Consider the following 21970-nt stretch of genomic DNA (forward strand, 5'->3'; position numbering starts at 1 on the left):
GGGGAACATGGCACGGCAATCCAAGGCCGAACGCGATGCAGCATTCACCGCGTTCATGACGGACGCGACACCATCGCTGCTGCGCACGGCGTGGCTGCTCACGGGCTCGACCGACCGCTCGCAGGAACTCGTGCAGGCGGCCTTCGTCAAGACGTATGCCGCGTGGCCCAAGGTGCGGTCCGAGTCCGCCTTGGCCTACGCGCGCCGGGTGCTCGTCAACCAGAAGACCGACACGTGGCGCAAGACCTCCCGCGAGGTCACCGTTGACGACGTCCCCGAACACGAGATCCGCCCCGACAACAAGGTCGAGCACCGCGACCAGATCCTGCGGATGCTCGACCTGCTGCCCCGGCAACAGCGCACGATCGTGGTCCTGCGCTACTACCAGGACCTCTCCGAACAACAGGTCGCCGACCTGCTCGGGATCTCCGTCGGATCCGTGAAGTCGGCAGGCTCGCGCGGCCTCGCCACCCTCCGAACAGCCCACACCTCTGCAGAAGGGAGCCAGCGATGAGCTTCGACATCGAAGACCTGCTCAGGGGCGAACTCCAGGGAGCCGCATCCGCCGCACCCCAGAGCCTCGGCGCCACCGACCAGGACGTCCTCGCCCGCGGCCACCGCGTCGTCGTCCGCCGTCGCGTCCTCACCGTCGCCGGTGTCGCAGCCGCCACTCTCCTGATCGCCGGGACCATCGGCGTGCTCGCACCTCGGGTCAGCAACGACGCACTGCCCGCGATCCCGACACCGACGGTCACCCCGACCCCGGAGGCAACTCCCACGACCACCTCCTCGGCGTCGCCGTCAGCCACCGTGACTGCGACGCCGACGGCAGTTCCGTCCTCGACGCCCTCAGCGACGGCAACCTCGACCGCCAAGCCGAGCCGGACCTCATCGTCCACGAGGACCAAAACTCCCACCGCCAGCACCACCACGGCGACGGGGCTCGAGTGGTCCGATCCCGTCTCGGTAGGGGGCGTCAACTACCGAATGCGACTGGTCCGGGCCGGGACAGTGGCTGGGTATGACAACTACAAGACCGAGGTACGCGCCAACGGGTCGCTCGTGCACACACGGACCGACTCAGTCAGTGGCGAGTTCTCCCTCATCGTTGAATCTGACCCACGTGTCGTCTTCGCATCTTTCGTAGGACCACTGTCCGACGTCGTGTCGGAGAACTCCCAGCCGGTCAGCGGCGAGGCGTTCAAGTCGATCACTCTGCCTATTCCGGGGGACGGCCACTCGATCACGATGACGATCATCAAGCTTCCGAAGGCGGCGACCATCGACGAGAACGGCAACGTGGAGCACATGACACTGCGCGAGGCGGACGGGAAAGTGAACGACTACTGCGTCGGATACTGCTTCCCCAGCTGAGCCACACGTCGCGCCGCGTCACAACGTGACAACCTTTCGAACCGGTCGCCCGTACCAAGGGCGTCCGGTTCGATGGTGTTGAGAAGGGGTGGTGTCGTGAACAGGCGCGAGGACGGGTCGTTCGACGAGTTCCTGCGGTCGAGCTCCCCGCGGCTGCTGCGGCTGGCGTGGCTGCTCAGCGGCGGCGCATCCAGCGCGGAGGACCTCGTCCAGGAGACCCTCGAACGCGTCTATGTCGCCTGGCCCCGAATCGAGCCGGGCGGGACCCACAACTACGCGCGCCGCGTCCTCGTCAACCTGCACACCGACTCCCACCGCCGTCGCTGGCGCGAGAACCTCACCTCCGAGGTGCCCGAGCGAGGCCGCTCGGACAGCGCCGACCGAGTCGCCTTGGCCGACCAGCTGACCACCGCCCTGGCCCAGCTTCCCGTGCGCGAACGGCAGTGCGTCGTCCTGCGCCACCACGCCGACCTCTCCGAACGCGAGGTCGCCGACACCCTCAACATCAGCACGGGGACGGTCAAGTCCTCGACCTCGCGCGGCCTTGCCCGCCTGCGCACCCTGCTCGCCACCGAAGGAGTCCGCCATGTCTGACCCGATCCTCGAGCTGCTCGCCGCTCCCCCGAACCCGTCGATGGTCGTCGACGAAACGGCTGTGTATGCCGGTGGGCGCCGTCGTCTGCGCCGACGGACGTTGCGCCGCAGCGCAGTTGGCGTGGTCGGGGTCGTCGGTGTCGCCGCGATCGCATTCGGTGCCCTGGGCACGGACTTCGGCACAGACGCCCTCCCGGCAGGCCCGTCACCAACCGCTTCCTCGTCCGGTCGAGTGTCGGCCGAACTCCTTGACGGCAGGTATGCCGTCGAGGTCATTCCGGGCGCAGGCAAGGACCAGCCCAACGTCATCTTCTCCTCGATCACGAACGGCAAGAGGACCCAACTCGCCGGATCCAGCGCCTCCTCCGACGTCGTCTCTCTCGGGACGGGCAGCGGCGCTGACGGTGTCATGCTCGGCACCGCCCCGGCCGGTGCGACTGGCTTGCTCACCATCACTCGCCCCAGCAGTGGGGGGATTCGACCCAGCAGCGGGGGGATGACCACGGACCAACAGCGCCTGCCCGGGACCGACTATCAGGCGATCGCCCTTGACTTCGAAAAGGTCGGCGACGTCAGCAACTACGTGGACACGATCTGGATGAACACCTCCGGGGAGGTGCGCGACGCCCGCGGGAACCGCCTGCCGAGCACGGCAATTGGCACTGGGGAGACGTTCTTCGTTGCTCACGATTCCGGTGTGATGGGCGTGTTCAACCCTGGTGGCGGGTCGACGAGGCCGCTGAGCGATGGCCAGACCACCACCTTGGGAACCGGCGAGAAGGCCGACGGCGGTCCATGGGCCTGGCGTTCGGTCACCTTGCTTCCCGAAGGATCGAAGGAGGTGTCGTTCGAATGGGTCAACGCCGACAGTGGCGCTGGCGACGTCATCACCAAGCCCATACCGGGTGGAGTCGTCGCTTGGGCGCAGGCAAGCGCGCCCTCGACGAGCACGGGCCCAACCGTCCGTTCGGTGACGTGGCTTGACGTGGTCGGCACACGGCATACCGAAGTCGTCAAGTGACCAGCGCCTGAGGTGACTCAGACGACGAGGTGGGCGTAGGGGTCCGGTCGCTCCGTCTCGCCGCGCAGGATGCAGAACTCGTTGCCCTCGGGGTCGAGGAGCGTCGCCCACCCACCATCGGGCTTGCGCAGGTCCTGGAACATCGTCGCCCCGTGGGCGAGGAGGCGCTCGACCTCTTCGTCCCGGGTGCGGTCGGTCGGGGTGAGGTCGAGGTGGAGCCGGTTCTTGATCGTTTTGCCCTCGGATACCTCGATGAAGAGCACGCGCTGCCGCCCGTCGGGACTGAAGATCATGCACTCCTCGTGACCAGGCAGGTTCGGGTCCTGCGGGTCCTCCGACCAGCCGAGCACCTCACTCCACCAATGGGATTGGGCGTGGGCGTCGCGGGAGTCGAAGGTCGTGTGCGAGATCCGTGAAGTCATGGCGCACACCCTTCCACCCACACTCGCGCCGAGCCACCGAAATTCGCCACTCAACCTTTTGCCGGGTTGCTCCGTTCAGGGGGTGCAACGATGACGACCGAGATGGGGGCGAGGGGTGAGATGGCAGGAAACCACGACGACGAGTTCGCGGAGTTCGCGACGGCGGCGACGCCGGGTCTGCTCAGGACTGCGTGGCTGATCTGCGGCAGCGCGTCACAGGCCGAGGACCTGGTGCAGTCGGCCATGGTCAAGGTCTATCTCCGTTGGGGGAAGTTGCGGCACACACAGCCGCAGGCCTATGCCCGCAAGTGCATCCTCAACGAACAGATCGACCAGCACCGACGTGGCAGGCACGAGACGACAGTCAGAGAGCTCCCGGAACAGCAGCACCACGACCAGCAGCCAGAGGACACCGACAACATCGTCCGCCTCCTGGCCCTGCTGCCCGCCCGCGAGCGGCAGGTGGTCGTGATGCGTCACTACGCCGGGCTGTCCGAGGCAGAGGTCTCCGACCTCCTCAACATCAGCATCGGCACCGTCAAGAGCAGCGCTTCCCGGGGACTGGCCAAACTGCGTGAGGCACTGGCCGCCGAGGACCAGAAGGAGGACAACCATGTCTGACCACGAGTACGACGACATCCACGACCTGCTCGTCCGCGCACCCGCGCCGGACCTGACCTACGACCTCTCCGCAACGCTGGCCACGGGTCGGCGGGTCCGGCGCCGTCGACGCCTCGCTGCGGTCAGTGGTGGAGTCGCAGCACTCGCCGCCGTGGCGATCGCCTTCGGTGCCTTCGGCCCTCTCCCGGGTGGGAATACCCAACCAGCTGGACCGGGCACCGGCTCATCGTCGACAGAGATCCTCGACTACCGCTACGCAGTTGAGATAGGGCCGTCCGGAGCCGGGCGACCGGCGATCATCACAGTCTTCTCGGTCGATGCCGGCAAGCGGACCCGGATCGATCGGTGGACCGCGAAGCCCGGGGTGATCACCGAGGCGCCGAAGGAGATCGCACCCGGGATCCTGCTCCTCGTGGCGCCGGCGCGGGCCCGAACGTTCACCCTGGTCACGGAGAGCGACGTCATCCGGGCGATCGCGGATCCCAAGCCCTTGGTCGGCACGGACTACCAGGTGGTGACCTTCGCCCTCCCGACCGACACCAAGGCGGCCACACCCAGTGACATCATCTGGACCGACGCCACCGGCGCCTTCGACCAGGCGGGCAAGGCCCTACCGAGCGTCGTCAATCCCACGACCGGGGAAGTCCTCGTCCTGGACACCCAGCGGCGCCTCATCATGAGCCAGCGCCCCGATGGCGGTTCCGGCTCGGACTACCCTGCCGGCTCGACGCCATGGACCGGCGACAACTTCGACACCCGCTCGTCCAGCATCCAGTTCCTCAGCGCGACACTCGTCATCCCCACCCAGGGACTCACGGCGAAGGACGTCACGGTGAGGTGGAACAACGGCATCTCAACCAACGCCACGACACTCGGGAAGCCCGGCAGCGAGTGGACCTTCCTCCACACGGAGCGCACGGCATCGCCGAAGGTGGAAACCGGAGAGGTCTACCCGACGGACGTCGAGTGGACTGACCCATCCGGCACGCGACACGGCGAGCCCGTCAAGCGGTAGGCGCCCCGGAGCGCAACGCGAGCGGGCGGCATACCCCATCTTTCTGGGTATGCCGCCCGCTTGCGTTGCGAGAGAACGAGACTCAGTTCGCGGTGGGCTTCTCCGAAGCTTCGGCACCGGGCCAGTTCTTGTCCGGCTGCGGCACCGGGCGACCGGGCTGCTCGCCGCCACGGGACTCGAGGTAGTTGTCCTTGGGGACCATGACCTTGCGGCGGAAGATGCAGACGACCTTGCCGTCCTGGTTGTAGCCGATGGTCTCGACATAGACGACGCCACGGTCGTCCTTGGAGGTGGACTCCCACTTGTCGAGGACGCGGGTCTCGCCATAGAGGGTGTCGCCGTGGAACGTCGGGGCAACGTGGCGCAGGGACTCGATCTCGAGGTTGGCGATGGCCTTGCCGGAGATGTCCGGGACGGACATACCGAGCAGGATCGAGTAGACGTAGTTGCCGACGACGACGTTCTTGCCGAACTGCGTGGTCTCCGACGCGTAGTTCGTGTCGAGGTGCAGCGGATGGTGGTTCATGGTCAACAGGCAGAACATGTGGTCGTCGAACTCGGTGACCGTCTTCCCGGGCCAGTGCTTGTAGGTCGCTCCGACCTCGAACTCTTCATAGCTGCGTCCGAATTGCATGGCGCCCATCCTCGCCTGCCGCTCGCTCCGACACATCACGTATGCCGCGTGCGTTCCCTCACAGGCCGGGTCACCTGCCGTCGTGTGTGGCTTCGAGCCCTAGGCTCTCGGTCCATGGCGGACTTCATCGGAGCAGTCGACCAGGGCACGACGAGCACGCGGTTCATGGTCTTCGACCACGACGGGCGTGAGGTCGCACGCCACCAGCTCGAACACGACCAGGTCCTCCCGCGGGCCGGCTGGGTCGAGCACAACCCGCTGGAGATCTGGGACCGCACCCAGTCGGTCATCAGCAGTGCCCTCACGAGTGCCGGTCTCGCCTCGACCGACCTCGCCGCCATCGGCATCACCAACCAGCGCGAGACGGCGATCGTGTGGGATCGGCGCACCGGGCGGCCCTACTACAACGCCATCGTCTGGCAGGACACGCGCACCGACTCCATCGCCAAGGCACTGGATGCCGACGAGCGCGGCCAGACGATCCGGCACAAGGCCGGGCTGCCACCGGCCACCTACTTCTCGGCCGGCAAGATCCAGTGGATCCTCGAGAACGTCGACGGGGTCCGCGAGGCGGCAGAGCGTGGCGACGCGATCTTCGGCACGCCGGACACCTACCTGGTCTGGAACCTCACCGGTGGTCCGCGCGGAGGCATCCACGCCACCGACGTGACCAACGCGAGCCGCACGATGCTCATGGACCTCACGACCCTCGACTGGGACGACGAGCTCCTCGGCTTCTTCAACATCCCACGCCAGATGCTTCCGACGATCCACGCGAGCAGTGACGACACGTCATACGGCACGACGTCCGGTGAGCGTGGCACGGCCCAGGTGCCGATCACCGGCGTACTCGGCGACCAGCAGGCCGCGACCGTCGGCCAGGTGTGCTTCGAGCCGGGCGAGGCCAAGAACACCTACGGCACCGGCAACTTCCTGCTCCTCAACACCGGCACCGAGCTGGTCCGCAGCAGCAATGGCCTGCTCACGACCGTGGCCTACCAGTTCGGTTCTGCCGCACCGGTGTACGCGCTCGAGGGCTCGATCGCGGTGACAGGGAGTGCCGTGCAGTGGCTCCGTGACCAGCTCGGCATCATCTCGGGCGCATCCGAGGTCGAGACGCTGGCTGGGCAGGTCGAGGACACCGGTGGTGTCTACTTCGTGCCGGCATTCAGTGGACTGTTCGCGCCCTACTGGCGCAGTGACGCCCGGGGCGCGATCGTCGGGCTGTCCCGCTTCAACACCAACGCCCATGTGGCGCGCGCGACGCTCGAGGCGATCTGCTACCAGAGCCGCGATGTCGCCGATGCCATGACGGCCGACTCCGGCGTCAAGATCGAGACCCTGCGCGTCGACGGCGGCGTCACGGCCAACCGTCTGTGCATGCAGCTCCAGGCCGACATCCTCGGAGTGCCCGTGAGCAAGCCGGTCGTCGCCGAGACGACCGCCCTCGGAGCTGCGTATGCCGCTGGGCTGGCCACCGGGTTCTGGTCCGGGACCGACGAGCTGCGTGCCAAGTGGGCCGAGGCCGAGCGCTGGGAGCCGACCTGGTCCGATGACCAGCGTCGGGACGGGTATGCCGGGTGGCGCAAGGCCGTCGAACGCACCCTCGACTGGGTCGACGTCGACTGACCGACGCCACAGGGCCCGGGTGCGCGCCTCGTTGAGGATCGCGGAGCGGCCGCACGGCTTCTCTCCTGCCCAGCGGAAGTCCCGAAGTCCGAGGGCCTGGCCCGAACTATGCTGACGCGGTGACCCTTTCTCCCGCGGCACGTGCGTCCACCCTCGAACGGCTCCGGTCGGGAGAGGAGCTCGACGTGCTTGTCGTCGGCGGCGGTGTCGTCGGTTGTGGCGTGGCACTCGATGCCGTCACCCGCGGCCTCTCCACCGGCCTGATCGAGGCCCGTGACTACGCCAGCGGCACGAGTTCGCGCTCGAGCAAGCTCATCCACGGTGGTCTGCGCTACCTCGAGATGCTCGACTTCGGTCTCGTCCACGAGGCGCTGCAGGAGCGACGCCTCCTCCTCACGACGATCGCTCCGCACCTGGTGCGCCCCGTCCCCTTCATGTATCCGCTGAGCAAGCCCGCGTGGGAACGCTTTTACGTCGGGTCCGGCATCGCCCTCTATGACGGGCTCGCGTTCGGGGTGCGCCAGACGGCGGGTCTGCCCCGCCACCGTCACCTCGGCAAGAAGGCCGCGCTGCGGCTCATGCCCAGCCTGCGTCCCGACGCCCTCACCGGTGCGATCCAGTACCACGACGCCCAGGTCGACGACGCCCGCTTCGTTCTCGAACTGGCCCGCACGGCCGCCATGCACGGCGCACACGTCGTCAACCGTGTCGCCGCCGTGAGCATGCTGCGCTCGATGGACGGCGACAGGATCATCGGCGTGCGCGCTCGGGACAACCGGACCGGCGAGGAGTTCGACATTCACGCCCGCCGCGTCATCGCGGCGGCCGGGGTCTGGACCGACGAGATCCAGTCGATGGTCGGCGAGGACGGACCGCTCAAGGTGCGCTCGAGCAAGGGCATCCACCTCGTCGTGCCACGCGACCGGATCACCTCCGAGACCGGCGTCATCCTGCGCACCGAGAAGTCCGTCCTCTTCATCATCCCGTGGGACGACCACTGGATCATCGGCACCACCGACACCGACTGGACCCTCGACAAGGCCCACCCGGCGGCGACGTCGGCAGACATCGACTACCTCCTCGAGACGGTGAACTCCGTCCTCGTCACTCCCCTGACGCGCGACGACATCGACGGTGTGTATGCCGGGCTGCGCCCGTTGATCTCGGGTGACGAGAAGGACGAGACGACCAAGGTTTCGCGTGAGCACGTCGTCGCCACACCGGTTCCCGGGCTCACGCTCGTCGCGGGTGGCAAGTACACGACCTACCGGATCATGGCCAAGGACGCTGTCGACGAGGCGGTCAAGGACTTCGGGGCCGAGGTCGCAGAGTCCTCCACCGACAAGGTGCCCCTCGCCGGTGCCGTGGGCTGGGAGTGGTTGAGCGAGCGGCCCCAGATCCTCGCCCGCTCGGCCGGCATCGACCAGGAGCACGTCGAGACCTTGCTCGAGCGCTATGGCACGCTCACCAAGGAGATCATCGCGCTCATCAACGCCCAGCCCGAGCTCGGCGAGCTCCTGCCCGGTGGCGAGACCCACCTCAAGGCCGAGATCGTCTATGCCGCGGCGACCGAGGGCGCCATGCACCTCACCGACATCCTCGCGAGGCGTACCCGCATCTCCATCGAGGCTCGCGACCGCGGGCTCAGTGCCGCACCACACGCAGCGGCCCTCGCGGCCCCGATCCTTGGGTGGGACGACGCTCGGGTGGCCGAAGAGATCGACATCTATCACCGTCGCGTCGAGGCCGAGATGTCCAGCCAGACGATGCCCGACGACGAGAGCGCCGACCAGGCACGTCGCCTCGCCCCCGACGCCGCCCTCTGAAATCCCCGACTTATTGCGCAATCCGTCGGGAGGAGCGCAGCGGGGGACGGTGGATTCAAGCGGTCGGTGCAACGTCAAGCGGTGGGCGCAACGCGCCCTTGTTTGGTGAGGAACGCGTTGAGTACTTCGGCAGGGGTGGCCCAGTCGAAGCGTTTACGGGGGCGGGCGTTGAGTTCGGCGGCAATGTTGTCGAGGATCCCCGGTCCGTGGATAGACAGGTCGCTGCCCTTGGGTAGGTACTGCCGTAGGAGCCCGTTGGTGTTCTCGTTGCTGCCGCGCTGCCACGGCGAGTGCGGGTCGCAGAAGTAGATCGGTAACCCGGTCGCTTGAGTGATCTGGGTGTGCAACGCCATCTCGGATCCCTGGTCCCAGGTCAGGGAGCGGCGCAGGACTTCGGGGATCTTCGGGACCGCGGCCTGCATCGCGGCAGCGACCGTCGCGGCGGTGTGGTCATCGGGCAGGTGCAGCAGCATCACGAACCCGGTGGACCGTTCGACCAGGGTCCCGACCGCGGAGGCGTTGTTCGCGCCCATGATCAGGTCCCCTTCCCAATGGCCAGGCACAGCCCGGTCCCGGGCTTCGGCGGGGCGCTCGCTGATGTTGATCATGTCTTTGACCGCGCCAGGCTTACGGGTCGCAGCGGTGCGAGGCTTGCGGTGCACACGCCCCGTGCGCAGCGTGGCCGCCACCTCACGCTTGAGCGCGCCACGGCCCTGGACGTACAAGGCCTGATAGATCGTCTCTGGTGACACCCACATCTCCGGTTCGTCAGGAAAATCCACACGCAGCCTTCCCGAGATCTGCTCCGGACTGTTCCTAAGGTCCAAACGCTTCTGAACCTCCACGTGCAAGCGCTGGTTCAGCTCGAACCTACGCGCCTTCGGGCGCCTCATCGCCGCATCGACCGCGTCCTGAGCCCGCACCGGGTCATACCCACCGCGACGATCACACCCACGCGCCAGCTCACGCGTGATCGTCGACGTCGGGCGCCCCAACACCCGACCGATCGCGGCAGCGCTGTACCGAGCTTCCTCAAGTTCCGCGATCCGAACCCGATCAATGAACGACAACATCCCAGGACGGTGTTTGACCAAACGCGGCTTCACACCACCAGCCTGCTTCATCCACTTCCGCCCAGCCGCCGGGCTACACCCCGCAGCACGAGCCGAAGCCTTGATCGACCAACCCCTCGAAATGCCATCCCAAAACACTGAACGCACTGCCCAAGGCAGCGGCGGACGACCCATCATCAGACAACCTCCAGAAAATCAGGACGTTGCACCGATCACTTGAGCCCAAGGACGACGGATTGCGCAACAAGTCGGAATCAGGGCAACAGGTCGAGGGGTGGGCCGTGGTGCGTGCAGTGACCGATGACGTCATCGTCGACCTCGACCTGCGGGCGCCAGGTGCCCGACGTGGGCAACGGGGACGGGTCCTCAAGAGCCACCCGCACGACCGGCAGGCGTGAGCGGGCCTCGTCGATGGCGGCGAGCATCGCGGCATACTCGGCGGCCGGCCAGTACTGACGCGTGATCGAGTGCCACACGACCGTGAGCACACCGTCTGGGGCCGGGGAAGCCAGCTGGTCCCTCACCCAGTCCGCCGCTGGAGCCCGGTCGATGGTCACCGGGTGCTCGCGCAGCGTCGCCAGCGCAGCGACGAGTCGCCCGTCCCGCTCGGGCATGTGGGGCCAGATGTAGGAGCGCAGATAGGCCTCCCCCTCTGGTGTCGTTGCATCGAAGGGGTCAAGGTCGCACCCATGCCGCTCCACGACCTCGAAGGGCTCCGGCGTGAAGCCCGCCGCCTCACAACCCGCCAGCACGAGCTGCGCGTCGTCCGGCCCGCACGTCCAACCGTCGCCCTCGAAGCGGAACTGGTCGACGAGCAGGTTCAGGCCCGCAGAAGCCCCTGGCTCCAACAACCTCACCTTGCGCATTCCGCTGCGCCGCAACGCTTCTGACAACCCCGCGAGCAGGGCGATCGAGCGCCCCACTTCGTTGGTCTGGGGAGCCACGTCGAGCGCCTCACGCAACTCGGCCACGTGCGAACGCAGGACAGGCTCGAGAGCCGGCCACACGGCATACCGGTCAGCAGTTCCACCCACCGACGGATAGAACGCCGCAAGCTCAGGTGCATCGCCACGCAGCACGATGCGATGGACGCCGGCGAGCAGCCGGAGCTGCACCATGTCACCCGGCGGCGCATCCTCACGCCCGGCGAGGATCTCGCGCACCACGCCGCCCCGCTCCCAGTCAGCCGCGAGGTCGCGCATGAGCACGCCATACAGGTGCTCCGTGCTCCCGCCGAAATGGTTCGCGATGCGCTCACCCAAGGTGGCTCCGTCATAGGCACTCACCCGTGCCACGATAGGGGGGTGAGTGAAGAGCAGAAGAAGGCCGAGAACCGTGCCCGCCCCACGACCGAGGAGTTCCGCGGCTTCGTGCGTGAGGACTGGGCGGACCGACGACCGCAGGCTGAGGGACAGGCGCCTTCGGCGGAGTATGCCGCGGCGCGCCGCGCGGTCGTGAGCGCCGCCTTCCCGAAGCAGCGAGTCATCGTGCCCGCCGGTGGTCTCAAGGTGCGCACCAACGACTGTGACTACGTCTTCCGCCCCCACAGCGCCTTCGCCCACCTCACGGGCCTCGGTGCCGACCGTGAGCCGGACGCCGTGCTCGTGCTGGAGCCGACCGATGACGGCCACGAGGCGATCCTCTACTTCCGCCCGCTCGGTGAGCGCGACAGCGACGACTTCTTCGCGGACGCCCGCTACGGCGAGTTCTGGGTCGGTGCGCGCCCGAGCCTTGCCGACCTCGAGCTCGAGCTCGGTCTGACCGCCCGCCACATCGACGAGTTCGAGGCCGCTGCGGCCAAGGACGCCGGCGAGGTGACCGTTCGCCTGGTCCGTGACGCCGACCGCGACCTGACCCGCACCCTGGACGCTGCCCGGGTCGAGAACGGCGCCGCCGAGGAGACCCTCTCCGAGCAGGACGACTCCCTCGCCCACGCGCTCTCGGTGCTCCGCCTCATCAAGGACGAGTTCGAGATCGAGCAGATGCGCGAGGCCGTCGCGGGAACGCACGTCGGCTTCGAAGCGGTCATCGCCGAGCTCGCCACCGCCGTCGAACTCGGCCGTGGCGAGCGCTGGATCGAAGGCATCTTCGGCCTGCACGCGCGCCACCAGGGCAACGGTGTCGGCTACGACTCCATCGCGGCGGCCGGCGACCACGCCAACACGCTTCACTGGATCAAGAACACCGGCGACGTCGAGGACGGTGACCTCGTCCTCCTCGACGCCGGGGTCGAGGTCGACTCCCTCTACACCGCCGACATCACCCGCACCCTCCCCGTGAGCGGCACCTTCACCGACGCGCAGCGCGAGATCTACGACGCCGTGTATGCCGCCCAGGAGGCCGGGATCGCTGCGGCTCAGCCGGGGGCCAAGTTCTCCGACATCCACGCTGCCGCCATCCGCGTCATCGCCGAGCACCTGCACGCGTGGGGACTGCTGCCCGAGGGCGTGAGTGTCGACGACACCCTCGACACCGAGCACGGTCAGTACCACCGCCGCTGGATGGTTCACGGCACCTCCCACCACCTCGGCATCGACGTCCACGACTGTGCCCTCGCGACGCGTACCGAGTACATGGACGCCGAACTGCAGCCGGGCATGGTGCTCACGGTCGAACCGGGCCTCTACTTCAAGGCCGACGACCTCAAGGTGCCCGAGAAGTTCCGCGGCATCGGGGTGCGCATCGAGGACGACATCGTCATCACGCAGGACGGCAACGAGAACCTCTCGGCAGCGATGCCACGGTCGAGCGCCGAGGTCGAGGCCTGGATCGCCGACGTTCGCGAGGAGAACGCCGACGTCTGACCCACCCGGGCCGGCTGCCCGGTCGGCTTCGCTGCACTGTGTGCGTTTCGCTGCGCGGACGCGGGTCGACTGGCAGCATTCCGCCATGCGCACGTTTCGCGCAGGGGGATCCCTGCTTCTGCTTGCCCTCTTTCCGGTGCTCGTCGTCGGGCTCATCGCTGGTCTGGCCTGGGTGGTCTACTTCGCCTTCACCAGCAGTCATGGCTTCGCCGGCGCCAAGTTGCTCTTCGTCGTGGTGCCGTTCGCGTACGCCGTTGTCGTCGCCCTCCGCCAGGTGCTCAGCGCGCGGCCGGAGCCTGCCGTCGGCCACGAGATCACGCGGAGCGAGCACCCCCGACTCTGGGCAGCTGCCGACGGGGCCGCGAGCGGCGTCGGGACCGGCCCCGCGGACCGTCTGGTCGTCGTGCCGGACGTCAACGCGGCCGTGACGCAGGCGGCCGGCCGTCGCGAACTGCTCCTCGGCCTGCCCCTGCTCGCGACTCTCACCACCGGCGAGCTCCGATCCGTCCTGGCGCACGAGTTCGGTCACTTCGGTGCCGGCCACACGCGACTCACCGCCCTGACCTGGCGGGCACACGCCCTCATGCACGAGGTGGCACAGCGCACAGAAGGCGCCATGGGGTGGGTCATGCGCGGCTACGCCAAGCTCGCCGGCCGACTCACGGCGGCCTCGTCGCGAGACCAGGAATGGGAGGCTGACGCGTATGCCGCCCGGCTCACCGACCCTGCGACCGCCGCCTCTGCGTTGCGGCGGGTCGTGGACGCCGACCTCGGAATGAGCGTGTACCTGCAGTCACACTTCGCCCTCACCGGACCGGCGGCTCGGCGAGCGCCCATCGCTCAAGGACTCATCAAGACGATGTCGGCTCGCAGTGTCCTGATCGACAGCGCCGCGACAGATGTCCTCAACTCCGACTCGACCGGCGACTGGTCCGACACCCACCCACCGATTCGGGCCCGCATCGCGGCCTTCGAGGCGATGCCAGCGGGTACCGCGGTCGCGCCGGCCGACGGTGACTCACCGGCCTACGAGCTCCTCGACGGTGGCATCGCCGCGTTCGATCCCATTGAGCTCCAACTCACTGGTGACTCTGATCCCGTCGCCTCATGGGACGAGGTCGTGGACATCGCAGGACGCGCGATCAGCACCGGACGGACCAACGCCTACCTCGACGAGACGGGCCTGCGCGCCCGGGCCCGGACGATCGGCGAGGTCATCGCGCTCGCACCCCACATTGAGACCCGGGCTGCGTTTGGACCTCTCGTTCCCTCGGATGTCCCGGCCATGCAGCGTGACGAGGTCGCCGGGCAGCAGGTGACCGACTTCGTGACGAGCTCCATCGCGGCAACGCTGACCGCATCGGGGTTGGCCCGGTTCGTGGTCGACTGGAGTGAGTTGTGGGATCTCGTCCACATCGACGGTCGCGAGATCCGACTGCGGGACCGGGTCGCCGCAGTCGTGACTGATCCCGCCAAGATCGACGAACTGACGGCCTACGTCCGCGAGCTCGGGCTCGACCTCGACACCCCGCTGCCATTGACCACTCCCCAGCCCACGTCGGGCGCCGTCAGCGGCGGTTGACCACGTCGAGGGCGAGGGCGTGAGTGACGCCCTCGGCCCGCGCGGCCTGGGCACCCATCTCGAGGATCATCGGCACGAGTTGGGCCGGCTTGGGGAAGTCGTCCGGCAGCGCTGAGTTGTAGGCCGCGTGCTCCTCGAGCGAGGCGACTGCGACATCCACCTTGTCGCCGACATCGACGTAGTGCGTCGGGGTCGTTGTGCCCATGAAGGCGAGCATCGCGACGTTCCACGGCTCGAAGCCCTCCTCGACAAGTTCGGGGAAGATCCAGCGGTTTCCGGCGTCCGCGACGGCATCGGCACACGCCAAGCCCACCGCTCGGTGGTCGGCCTGGTTGAGCATCCCCGCGACGAACCGGTTGCCGTAGTCCCCCGTGATGACCAGTTCGGGCTTGCGGCGACGTATCTCGCGGGCGATGTCGCGGCGGAGGTCGAGGGAGTACTCGACGTTGCCATCGGGATGGATGCCGAAGTCGACCTCGGTGACGCCGACGACGGCAGCGCTGGCCCGCTCCTCCGCCTCACGGGCGGGACCTGCCTCGGCTGGCGCCATGGTGTCGATGCCCGCCTCGCCGCGCGTGAGCAGGAAGTAGGTCACGACCTTGCCGGCCTCGGTCCAGCGGGCGACGGCCGCCGCTGTGCCGTACTCGATGTCGTCGGGGTGCGCGACAACGCACAGGACCGAGGAGAAGTCCTCGGTCAGCGGTTCCAGCGGAGCGTTCGAGGGAGCGTCCATCCCGTCAGGCTAGACCCGCCAGGGCGCGCGCTTCCGTCAGTTGGTGGAAGCCGGGCCCTGCGCCTCGGCGCTGCGTCGAGCAGCTTCTTGGGCCTGCTGGGCCTGGGCCTGCGCAGCCGCCATCGGGTCCATCTCGGCGAGGAGCTCACGACCACGCGTTGCGTACTTGTGCTCCGTGAGGACCTCGTACTTGGTCGCCACGACTTGGGTCACCGACGTGAAGTCCCGCTGACCACCGGTGAGCGAGTAGCCGACCAGCGCCCAGATGGCGCCGAACACGGAGCCGAAGATGACGGTGGCGAGGACCGAGGTCCACGAGAAGCCACTCGTGTCGAAGAGCGCAAAGATGAGCCCGATGAGCAGACCGAGCCACGCACCGGACAGCACTCCTCCAATGAGGATCCGGCTACGGGTCAGCCGACCCGTGACCCGCTCGAGCTGCTTGAGGTCGGTGCCGACGATGAGGACGTTCTCGACCGGGAACTCGTGGTCCGAGAGGTAGTCGACGGCTTTCTGGGCTGAGGCGTAGGTGTCGTGCACGCCCAGTGACATGGGGTACTCGAGTGAGAGGATCTTGGACGCGGCGGCAGCGCCGAGTCCACGCGTCGGTTGGGTGCTCATGCGCTCAGTCTCCCACCCGGAACTGGACAGTGGCTGGGAGGTGACTGACCGGCATACACGCAAACGGCATGATGTCCGCATGGGGAAGCGCGAGGACGCCGAAGGCGTCTGGATCGGAAATCAGGACTTCGGATCACGGCGGTGGGCCGCAGTCGCGTTCTTGTCCTTTCTTGTCGTGGCTGCCGTGGGGAGTGCCTTCATGGCTGTCAAGAGCGACGTACCAATCTCCGCCACCGGTGGCGTGCTGCTGTGCCTCGGCTCAGCGGGGTTCTTCGTGCCCGCGGCACTCCTCGGTCGGCACCGATCGCCAGGCATCCGACTGGCTGGCACGTGTGTCCTCGTGATCGGCTTCGCGCTGGTCATGTGGACGTTCGCGGGTCAAGTCGAACCCACGTTCTTCGACGGTCGGCGCGGACCGATGATTCGGGTTGGATCCCCGTTTGGGGCCGTGTTCTTCCTCGCCGTCGGCGGCTACCTCCTGAGGAAGAGCTTCCGCAGGATTGAACCCACGGACTACGACTCCCGCCACGCCGAACGTGACTGACCGGCATACCCATCGGTCGGTATGCCGGTCAGCGAACGAAGCGAGAGTCAGCGCTTGAGCGCGTACTCCTCGAGGAGTCGGCGGCCGATGATCATCTTCTGGATCTCGGCCGTGCCCTCACCGATGAGCAGCATCGGGGCCTCGCGGTAGAGCCGCTCGATCTCGTACTCCTTGGAGTAGCCGTAGCCGCCGTGGATCCGGAACGACTGCTGGACCACGTCGGCGCAGTACTCGGCCGCGAGGTACTTCGCCATGCCGGCCTCGAGGTCGTTGCGCTCCCCCGAGTCCTTGAGGCGGGCGGCCTTGACCATCATCTGGTGACCGGCCTCGACCTTCGTCGCCATGTCGGCGAGGCGGAACATGATCGCCTGGTGCTGCGCGATCTGCTTGCCGAAGGTCTCACGCTGCTGGGCATAGGTGATGCCGAGCTCGAAGGCGCGACGGGCCAGTCCACAGGCGCGGGCGGCGACGTTGACGCGGCCGACCTCGACGCCATCCATCATCTGGTAGAAGCCCTTGCCGGGTGCTCCGCCGAGGATCTGGGCGGACGTGGTCTCGTAGTTCTCGAGCACCATTTCCGTTGTGTCGACGCCCTTGTAGCCCATCTTGTCGATCTTGCCGGGGATCGTGACACCAGGAGCGGTCTGCCCGAAGCCGGGCTCCTTCTCGACAAGGAAGGTCGTCATGTTCTTGTAGGGCGAGTCGGACTCACCAAGCTCGGTCTTGACGAGCACGGCGACGAGGTTGGACGAGCCACCGTTGGTCAGCCACATCTTCTGGGCGTTGACGGTCCACTTCTGGTCGTCGCCCTCACCCTCGCCGGCAATGGCCTTCGACTTGATCGCGGCGACATCGGAACCGAGACCCGGCTCGGACATGGAGAACGCGCCACGGACCTCGCCGGTCGCCATGCGCGGCAGGTAGCGCTGCTTCTGCTCCTCGGTGCCGTGCTGCAGCAGCATGTAGGCCACGATGAAGTGCGTGTTGATGATGCCGCTGACCGACATCCAGCCGCGCGCGATCTCCTCGACACACAGTGCGTAGGTCAGCAGCGACTCGCCGAGACCGCCGTACTCCTCGGGGATCATCAGGCCGAAGATCCCCATCTCCTTCATGCCCTCGACGATCTCCGTCGGGTACTCGTCGGCGTGCTCGAGCTGCTGCGCGACCGGGATGATCTGCTCCTCGACGAACTGCCGCACGAGCTTGATGAGCTCGCTCTGCTCGTCGGTGAGACCTTCAGTGCGCTGGAGCCGAGACATGCGTGTGGGCCGCCTTCGTGAGGGGATGAAACAACGTTTACGAGTATGCCGTCCGCTCCCCTTCGCTCCCACCCGTCAGGCGTGTGAGTCCCCCCACCCCACCGCACCCGAAAAAGGAGTGGCGCCGGAGCAGCCGGGGCTGGGACGCTGGTTGCCAGCCGCACGGCATACGCATGAGCCTGTGCACCGATTCCAAGGAGGCGTGACATGTCCACGACTGTCCAGGGCCGCTCCCGCGCCCATTTCCTTCCCTTCTTGGAGTCTCACCTTGTCCTTTCACGACAGCACCACCGAATCGCCGCTCTTCGCCACTGACACCTCCCCCGACGCACCACCCGAGGGAGAGCGCTGGTCCAGCTGGGACGGCGCCATGCACGGCCCCACACCACGACCGGACTGGGTCATCACCGCCCTCGGCGCAGTCGAGGAGGACCTCGGCGTCCTCAAGACCGGCAAAGAGGCGGACGTCCACCTGATCCGTCGTTGGCTTCCCGATGGCTCACACCACCTCGCGCTGCCGGGACAGTCTCTCGACAGCCTGCTCGCGGCCAAGCGCTACCGCGGAGCCGAGAACCGTCTCTTCCACCGCGATGGCGGCTACCTCGAAGGTCGTCGCGTTCGCAAGAGCCGCGAGATGCGAGCGATGGCGCGCCGCACCGAGTTCGGTCGATCGATGATCGCCGGCCAGTGGGCGGCGGCCGAGTTCGACGCCCTCGGTCGGCTCTGGGAGCTCGGGCTGCCCGTGCCCTACCCCGTCCAGCTCAACGAGGCCGAGATGCTCATGGAGTTCGTCGGAATCGGCCACACAGCCGCTCCCCGGCTCGTGCAGACGAAGCCGTCTCCCGAGTTGCTCGCCGAGCTGTTCGAGCAGTTCCGCCAAGTCGTCCTCACGCTGGCGCAGGAGGGGTGGGCGCACGGCGACCTCTCCCCCTACAACGTCCTCGTCCACGACGACCGGCTCGTCGTCATCGACTGGCCGCAGATCGTCGACGTCGTGGGCAACCCGCACGGCTTCGAGTTCCTCGAGCGCGACGTCCGGGTGATGTGCGACTGGTTCACCCGACGTGGGCTCACCATCGACGCCGACCTGCTCTTCGGCGACGTCGCGGCCATGGCTGCGGGAAGCGGTTGGTGACCCCTGCGGCGGGGCCTCCACCGCCATAGTCTGGGCTTCCACCGTCCACCGTGTTGCCAGGAAGGCTCCGCGATGCCCACAGCCCGCGACCGAGTGCGCTTCGGCGCGAACTACACGCCGTCGCAGGGCTGGTTCCACAGTTGGCTCGACCTTCGAGTGGATGATGCGCGCCGTGACTTCGAGGATCTGGCGAGCATCGGCCTGGACCACGTTCGAGTCTTCCCCCTGTGGCCGGTGATCCAGCCCAACCGCGGCCTCATCCGTCAGCGCAGCATCGATGACCTCACCGCCCTGATCGATGCCGCGGCGGAGTTCGGCCTCGATGTCGCCGTGGACCTGCTCCAGGGCCACCTGTCCAGCCACGACTTCCTGCCGTCGTGGATCACCACCTGGCATCGCGCCAGCCTCTTCACCGACCCCGCCGCCCGGGAGGGGATTGCCGACTACGCCGCCGCCGTCTCGCGCGCCGTCGCGGCCAGGCCCAACGTCTTTGCCATCACCCTGGGCAACGAGGTCAACAACCTCTGGCCGTCCAACCCCACGACCCTTGAACAGTCGCATCAGTGGGCGTCCGACCTCGTGGACGTCGTGCGCGCCAACGCGCCCGACGTCCTCGCACTGCACTCGCTGTACGACGACGCGTGGTACTCCCCCGACCATCCCTTTTCTCCCGTGTCGGCCACGGATCTCGGCGACCTGACCACAGTGCACTCGTGGGTGTTCAACGGAGTTTCGGCGATCGACGGGCCGCTCGGTCCGGCCACGACGAGCCACGCCGCCTACCTTGTCGAACTGGCCGATGCGATGGCGCCCGATCCTTCACGTCGCGTCTGGCTGCAGGAGGTCGGCGCCCCGCTTCCTGACGTGCCGGTGGCGGCAGCTGCCGACTTTGTGGAGCGCACCGTGGCCTCGGTCATCGATCACCCCGGACTGTTCGGGATCACCTGGTGGTGCTCGCACGATGTCGACCGCACGCTGCTCGACTTCCCGGAACGCGAGTACGACCTCGGCCTCTTCACCACTGAGCATCAGGCGAAGCCCCTTGCCCTCGCCCTCGCCGACTGCATCGCGGCCCAGCGCGAGGGCGTCGAGCCGCAACCAGGGCGGGTGGCGATCGTCGCGGCCCACGACCTCCGAACGGACCTTCACCGACGTGCCAAGGTGGCCCCCGGGAGCGCGTTCCACGAACGTTGGGTGACCGCGAGCTCGGAGCGTTCGGCCGCGATCGTCCTCCCAGCACTCGCCGACGACACGCAACACCTCGCGGCCCGTTCCATCACGCGCGTGGCCGACGAACTCAGCCCAGGTCGGGCTCTCCCCTGAGCTCGACCTCGGCCCCGGCCTGCTCCATCTCAAGGATGACGATGTCGTTGGAACCGGTGCGCCACAGCGGCGCTGGCGCGTAGAGCGTCACCTGCGGCCCGATCCCCCAGTAGCGTCCGAGCAACGTGCCGTTGAGCCAGAGGAACCCCTTGCCCCAGCCGGGGAGAGCGAGAAAGCCGTCGGCCGGCGCGTCGATCTCGAACGTGGCCCGGGCAAACACCGGCCCACGTTGGGCGTCCACGGCAGCATCGCCGAAGTCGAGGCGACTGGTCAGGGCAGGGTCGTCGAGGCGGATGGCGCTCGACTCCCAGCCATGGACGTTGCGATGTGCGATGCGCACGCCACGCAGTCCCTTGCGCTCACCGATGGCTGCACCGAAGTTGATCCGTCCCTGGTTCTCGACAATGACGTCGAACGTCGTGCGCCCTCCGTCGGGACGGGGTGTCAGCGGCAGGGACTGGCTCACGTCGTTGCGGTCGACCCGACCCAGCAGCACCCCGTCGGCAAGGACCGTCGCGCGATCGGCGAGACCGTCCAGCTCAAGAGTGCGTCCGTCCGTCGGCACCAGCGCGTTCCCGCGGTAGTGCACGAGCCCGTGGTCCTGACCGAGGGCTTCCATCGACTGTGGCACTGGCCCCGAGACCGGCTCGTCGAAGAGGTCCATCGTGTCGAGGAGGGCCACCCAACCGTCGACCTCAGCCGTCTGCGGAGCCAGCCTCGCTGGGAGGGGCGGCAACTCGGGAAGTGCGGTCACGGCATACCGGCTGATGACCTCACGGAAGGCGTGGAACTTGGGGGTCAGCTCCCCCGCCTCGCCGACGGCGGCGTCGTAGTCGTAGCTCGTGACGGTCGGCTGGAGCTTGCCGTCCTCGACGTTGGCGCCACTCCACAGGCCGAAGTTCGTGCCGCCGTGCGCCATGTAGAAGTTGACGCTCCCGCCTGCGCGCAGGACGTCGTCCAGCACCCCGGCAGCGTCGTCGACATCGCGGACGTGGTGCGGCTCGCCCCAGTGGTCGAACCAGCCGTTCCAGTACTCCATGACCATGTCCGGGCCGGCAGGCTGCACCTTGCGAAGCTCGGCGAAGGCCTCGTCGGTGCGCGACCCGAAGTTCACCGTCGCGAGGACGCCGGGGATCGTGCCGTTGTCGAGCCAGTCGGGTCCGGGACCGTCGGACGTGAAGAGCAGGACGTCAATTCCCCTGTCCAACAGGCCTTTTCGACAGTGTTCGAGGTAGGCCGCGTCGTCACCGTAGGAGCCGTACTCGTTCTCGACCTGCACGGCGACGACCGGACCACCCGCCGTCGTGAGGAGCGGCCGGATGACAGGAACCACCGCGTCGAACCAGTCATCGACGGCCGCGAGGAACGCCGGGTCGCTCGTGCGCAGTGCGATGCCCGGCTCGGTCATCAGCCACGCCGGCAGCCCGCCGAAGTCCCACTCCGCGCAGATGTAGGGGCCGGGCCGGACGATGACGTCGAGGCCGAGGTCCCCCGCGAGAGAGATGAACCGCGCCAGGTCACGTGGGCCGGTGAAGTCGATCTCGCCACGAACCCGCTCGTGGAAGTTCCACGCGACGTAGGTCTCCACCGTGTTGAGACCCATCGCCGCGAGACGCCGCAGCCGGTCCTCCCAGAGGTCGGGGTGGATCCGAAAGTAGTGGATCGCCCCGCTGAGGACTCGGTGCGGCGCCTCGCCGCGAAGGAAGGCACCATCGCGCACGTCGAGCTGAGGTCGTGCGGTCTGGCTGGTCATCGAA

At 67.6% G+C, this 21970-nt stretch carries 21 protein-coding genes; 13 read left to right on the forward strand and 8 right to left on the reverse strand.

Annotated features, from left to right (window positions below; translation table 11 throughout):
* Positions 1 to 7 precede the first annotated feature (7 nt).
* From JNB_RS07360 to JNB_RS07375, 4 genes are all read left to right on the forward strand, one after another.
* Positions 8 to 514: a SigE family RNA polymerase sigma factor gene (locus JNB_RS07360; protein ID WP_009775806.1), complete on the forward strand. Its 507-nt coding sequence runs from the start codon at positions 8 to 10 to the stop codon at positions 512 to 514.
* Positions 511 to 1374 carry a hypothetical protein gene (locus tag JNB_RS20370; protein ID WP_009775807.1) on the forward strand — a complete coding sequence of 288 codons (864 nt, stop codon included), beginning with the start codon at positions 511 to 513 and terminating at the stop codon, positions 1372 to 1374. Before JNB_RS07360 ends, JNB_RS20370 begins: the two co-directional genes overlap by 4 nt.
* 96 nt (positions 1375 to 1470) lie before the next feature.
* Positions 1471 to 1968: a SigE family RNA polymerase sigma factor gene (locus JNB_RS07370; RefSeq protein WP_009775808.1), complete on the forward strand. Its 498-nt coding sequence runs from the start codon at positions 1471 to 1473 to the stop codon at positions 1966 to 1968.
* The gene (locus tag JNB_RS07375; protein ID WP_009775809.1) at positions 1961 to 2989 is read left to right on the forward strand and encodes a hypothetical protein; all 1029 of its coding nucleotides are present in this window, start codon (positions 1961 to 1963) and stop codon (positions 2987 to 2989) included. The genes JNB_RS07370 and JNB_RS07375 overlap by 8 nt, the downstream gene beginning before the upstream one ends.
* A 17-nt stretch (positions 2990 to 3006) precedes the next feature.
* Here the strand turns inward: JNB_RS07375 and JNB_RS07380 are convergent, their stop codons facing one another.
* Positions 3007 to 3411 (reverse strand): VOC family protein, encoded by a 405-nt coding sequence (locus JNB_RS07380; protein ID WP_009775810.1) that lies wholly within the window; start codon positions 3409 to 3411, stop codon positions 3007 to 3009.
* A gap of 120 nt (positions 3412 to 3531) precedes the next feature.
* Between JNB_RS07380 and JNB_RS07385 the strand changes: the two genes are divergently transcribed.
* Both JNB_RS07385 and JNB_RS20375 read left to right on the forward strand, forming a co-directional pair.
* The gene (locus JNB_RS07385; RefSeq protein WP_158306127.1) at positions 3532 to 4032 is read left to right on the forward strand and encodes a SigE family RNA polymerase sigma factor; all 501 of its coding nucleotides are present in this window, start codon (positions 3532 to 3534) and stop codon (positions 4030 to 4032) included.
* Positions 4025 to 5047 (forward strand): hypothetical protein, encoded by a 1023-nt coding sequence (locus tag JNB_RS20375; RefSeq protein WP_009775812.1) that lies wholly within the window; start codon positions 4025 to 4027, stop codon positions 5045 to 5047. The genes JNB_RS07385 and JNB_RS20375 overlap by 8 nt, the downstream gene beginning before the upstream one ends.
* Before the next feature lie 82 nt (positions 5048 to 5129).
* Here JNB_RS20375 and JNB_RS07400 read toward each other — a convergent pair whose 3' ends face one another.
* The gene (locus JNB_RS07400) at positions 5130 to 5681 is read right to left on the reverse strand and encodes a MaoC family dehydratase (protein WP_040884380.1); all 552 of its coding nucleotides are present in this window, start codon (positions 5679 to 5681) and stop codon (positions 5130 to 5132) included.
* Positions 5682 to 5795: 114 nt separating this feature from the next.
* Between JNB_RS07400 and glpK the strand changes: the two genes are divergently transcribed.
* Together glpK and JNB_RS07410 are read left to right on the forward strand one after the other, a co-directional pair.
* Complete coding sequence (gene glpK, locus JNB_RS07405) at positions 5796 to 7310, forward strand: glycerol kinase GlpK (protein WP_009775814.1); 1515 nt, start codon at positions 5796 to 5798, stop codon at positions 7308 to 7310.
* A gap of 119 nt (positions 7311 to 7429) precedes the next feature.
* The gene (locus JNB_RS07410) at positions 7430 to 9136 is read left to right on the forward strand and encodes a glycerol-3-phosphate dehydrogenase/oxidase (RefSeq protein ID WP_009775815.1); all 1707 of its coding nucleotides are present in this window, start codon (positions 7430 to 7432) and stop codon (positions 9134 to 9136) included.
* A gap of 74 nt (positions 9137 to 9210) precedes the next feature.
* On the opposite strand, the gene JNB_RS07415 is transcribed toward JNB_RS07410, so the two are convergent.
* Complete coding sequence (locus JNB_RS07415) at positions 9211 to 10386, reverse strand: IS30 family transposase (RefSeq protein WP_085942696.1); 1176 nt, start codon at positions 10384 to 10386, stop codon at positions 9211 to 9213.
* Positions 10387 to 10463: 77 nt separating this feature from the next.
* The gene (locus JNB_RS07420) at positions 10464 to 11495 is read right to left on the reverse strand and encodes a DUF2332 domain-containing protein (RefSeq protein ID WP_009775817.1); all 1032 of its coding nucleotides are present in this window, start codon (positions 11493 to 11495) and stop codon (positions 10464 to 10466) included.
* An 18-nt stretch (positions 11496 to 11513) separates the two neighbouring features.
* On the opposite strand from JNB_RS07420, the gene JNB_RS07425 reads away from it, so the two are divergent.
* Both JNB_RS07425 and JNB_RS07430 read left to right on the forward strand, forming a co-directional pair.
* On the forward strand, positions 11514 to 13013 hold the full coding sequence (locus JNB_RS07425; RefSeq protein WP_009775818.1) for an aminopeptidase P family protein: 1500 nt from the start codon (positions 11514 to 11516) through the stop codon (positions 13011 to 13013).
* An 85-nt stretch (positions 13014 to 13098) separates the two neighbouring features.
* The gene (locus JNB_RS07430) at positions 13099 to 14595 is read left to right on the forward strand and encodes a M48 family metalloprotease (protein WP_009775819.1); all 1497 of its coding nucleotides are present in this window, start codon (positions 13099 to 13101) and stop codon (positions 14593 to 14595) included.
* Here JNB_RS07430 and JNB_RS07435 read toward each other — a convergent pair.
* Both JNB_RS07435 and JNB_RS07440 read right to left on the reverse strand, forming a co-directional pair.
* Positions 14582 to 15328 carry a PIG-L deacetylase family protein gene (locus JNB_RS07435; RefSeq protein ID WP_009775820.1) on the reverse strand — a complete coding sequence of 249 codons (747 nt, stop codon included), beginning with the start codon at positions 15326 to 15328 and terminating at the stop codon, positions 14582 to 14584. The two genes, JNB_RS07430 and JNB_RS07435, sit on opposite strands and share 14 nt — an antisense overlap.
* A 36-nt stretch (positions 15329 to 15364) precedes the next feature.
* The gene (locus JNB_RS07440) at positions 15365 to 15949 is read right to left on the reverse strand and encodes a general stress protein (protein ID WP_009775821.1); all 585 of its coding nucleotides are present in this window, start codon (positions 15947 to 15949) and stop codon (positions 15365 to 15367) included.
* Between the two features lie 79 nt (positions 15950 to 16028).
* Here JNB_RS07440 and JNB_RS07445 point away from each other — a divergent pair, with 79 nt between their 5' ends.
* Positions 16029 to 16493: a hypothetical protein gene (locus JNB_RS07445; protein ID WP_009775822.1), complete on the forward strand. Its 465-nt coding sequence runs from the start codon at positions 16029 to 16031 to the stop codon at positions 16491 to 16493.
* Between the two features lie 47 nt (positions 16494 to 16540).
* Here JNB_RS07445 and JNB_RS07450 read toward each other — a convergent pair whose 3' ends face one another.
* Positions 16541 to 17755 carry an acyl-CoA dehydrogenase family protein gene (locus JNB_RS07450; protein ID WP_009775823.1) on the reverse strand — a complete coding sequence of 405 codons (1215 nt, stop codon included), beginning with the start codon at positions 17753 to 17755 and terminating at the stop codon, positions 16541 to 16543.
* A gap of 268 nt (positions 17756 to 18023) precedes the next feature.
* On the opposite strand from JNB_RS07450, the gene JNB_RS07455 reads away from it, so the two are divergent.
* On the forward strand, positions 18024 to 18890 hold the full coding sequence (locus JNB_RS07455; RefSeq protein ID WP_009775824.1) for a serine protein kinase RIO: 867 nt from the start codon (positions 18024 to 18026) through the stop codon (positions 18888 to 18890).
* A gap of 72 nt (positions 18891 to 18962) precedes the next feature.
* Positions 18963 to 20213, forward strand: coding sequence for a hypothetical protein (locus JNB_RS07460; protein WP_009775825.1), 1251 nt, complete (start codon positions 18963 to 18965; stop codon positions 20211 to 20213).
* Here the strand turns inward: JNB_RS07460 and JNB_RS07465 are convergent.
* Positions 20188 to 21966: a beta-galactosidase family protein gene (locus JNB_RS07465; protein WP_009775826.1), complete on the reverse strand. Its 1779-nt coding sequence runs from the start codon at positions 21964 to 21966 to the stop codon at positions 20188 to 20190. The two genes, JNB_RS07460 and JNB_RS07465, sit on opposite strands and share 26 nt — an antisense overlap.
* Positions 21967 to 21970: the final 4 nt, after the last annotated feature.

Source organism: Janibacter sp. HTCC2649 (assembly GCF_000152705.1).
Taxonomy (GTDB): Bacteria; Actinomycetota; Actinomycetes; order Actinomycetales; family Dermatophilaceae; genus Knoellia.

Bases quoted from the DNA above. Each gene is read 5' to 3' on its own strand.
- JNB_RS07445 (WP_009775822.1), top strand. From the start codon at position 16,029: ATGGGGAAGCGCGAGGACGCCGAAGGCGTCTGGATCGGAAATCAGGAC.
- JNB_RS07430 (WP_009775819.1), top strand. From the start codon at position 13,099: ATGCGCACGTTTCGCGCAGGGGGATCCCTGCTTCTGCTTGCCCTCTTT.
- JNB_RS07450 (WP_009775823.1), bottom strand. From the start codon at position 17,755: ATGTCTCGGCTCCAGCGCACTGAAGGTCTCACCGACGAGCAGAGCGAG.
- JNB_RS20375 (WP_009775812.1), top strand. From the start codon at position 4,025: ATGTCTGACCACGAGTACGACGACATCCACGACCTGCTCGTCCGCGCA.
- glpK (WP_009775814.1), top strand. From the start codon at position 5,796: ATGGCGGACTTCATCGGAGCAGTCGACCAGGGCACGACGAGCACGCGG.
- JNB_RS07400 (WP_040884380.1), bottom strand. From the start codon at position 5,681: ATGCAATTCGGACGCAGCTATGAAGAGTTCGAGGTCGGAGCGACCTAC.
- JNB_RS07360 (WP_009775806.1), top strand. From the start codon at position 8: ATGGCACGGCAATCCAAGGCCGAACGCGATGCAGCATTCACCGCGTTC.
- JNB_RS20370 (WP_009775807.1), top strand. From the start codon at position 511: ATGAGCTTCGACATCGAAGACCTGCTCAGGGGCGAACTCCAGGGAGCC.
- JNB_RS07440 (WP_009775821.1), bottom strand. From the start codon at position 15,949: ATGAGCACCCAACCGACGCGTGGACTCGGCGCTGCCGCCGCGTCCAAG.
- JNB_RS07380 (WP_009775810.1), bottom strand. From the start codon at position 3,411: ATGACTTCACGGATCTCGCACACGACCTTCGACTCCCGCGACGCCCAC.
- JNB_RS07375 (WP_009775809.1), top strand. From the start codon at position 1,961: ATGTCTGACCCGATCCTCGAGCTGCTCGCCGCTCCCCCGAACCCGTCG.
- JNB_RS07460 (WP_009775825.1), top strand. From the start codon at position 18,963: ATGCCCACAGCCCGCGACCGAGTGCGCTTCGGCGCGAACTACACGCCG.
- JNB_RS07415 (WP_085942696.1), bottom strand. From the start codon at position 10,386: ATGATGGGTCGTCCGCCGCTGCCTTGGGCAGTGCGTTCAGTGTTTTGG.
- JNB_RS07465 (WP_009775826.1), bottom strand. From the start codon at position 21,966: ATGACCAGCCAGACCGCACGACCTCAGCTCGACGTGCGCGATGGTGCC.
- JNB_RS07385 (WP_158306127.1), top strand. From the start codon at position 3,532: ATGGCAGGAAACCACGACGACGAGTTCGCGGAGTTCGCGACGGCGGCG.
- JNB_RS07435 (WP_009775820.1), bottom strand. From the start codon at position 15,328: ATGGACGCTCCCTCGAACGCTCCGCTGGAACCGCTGACCGAGGACTTC.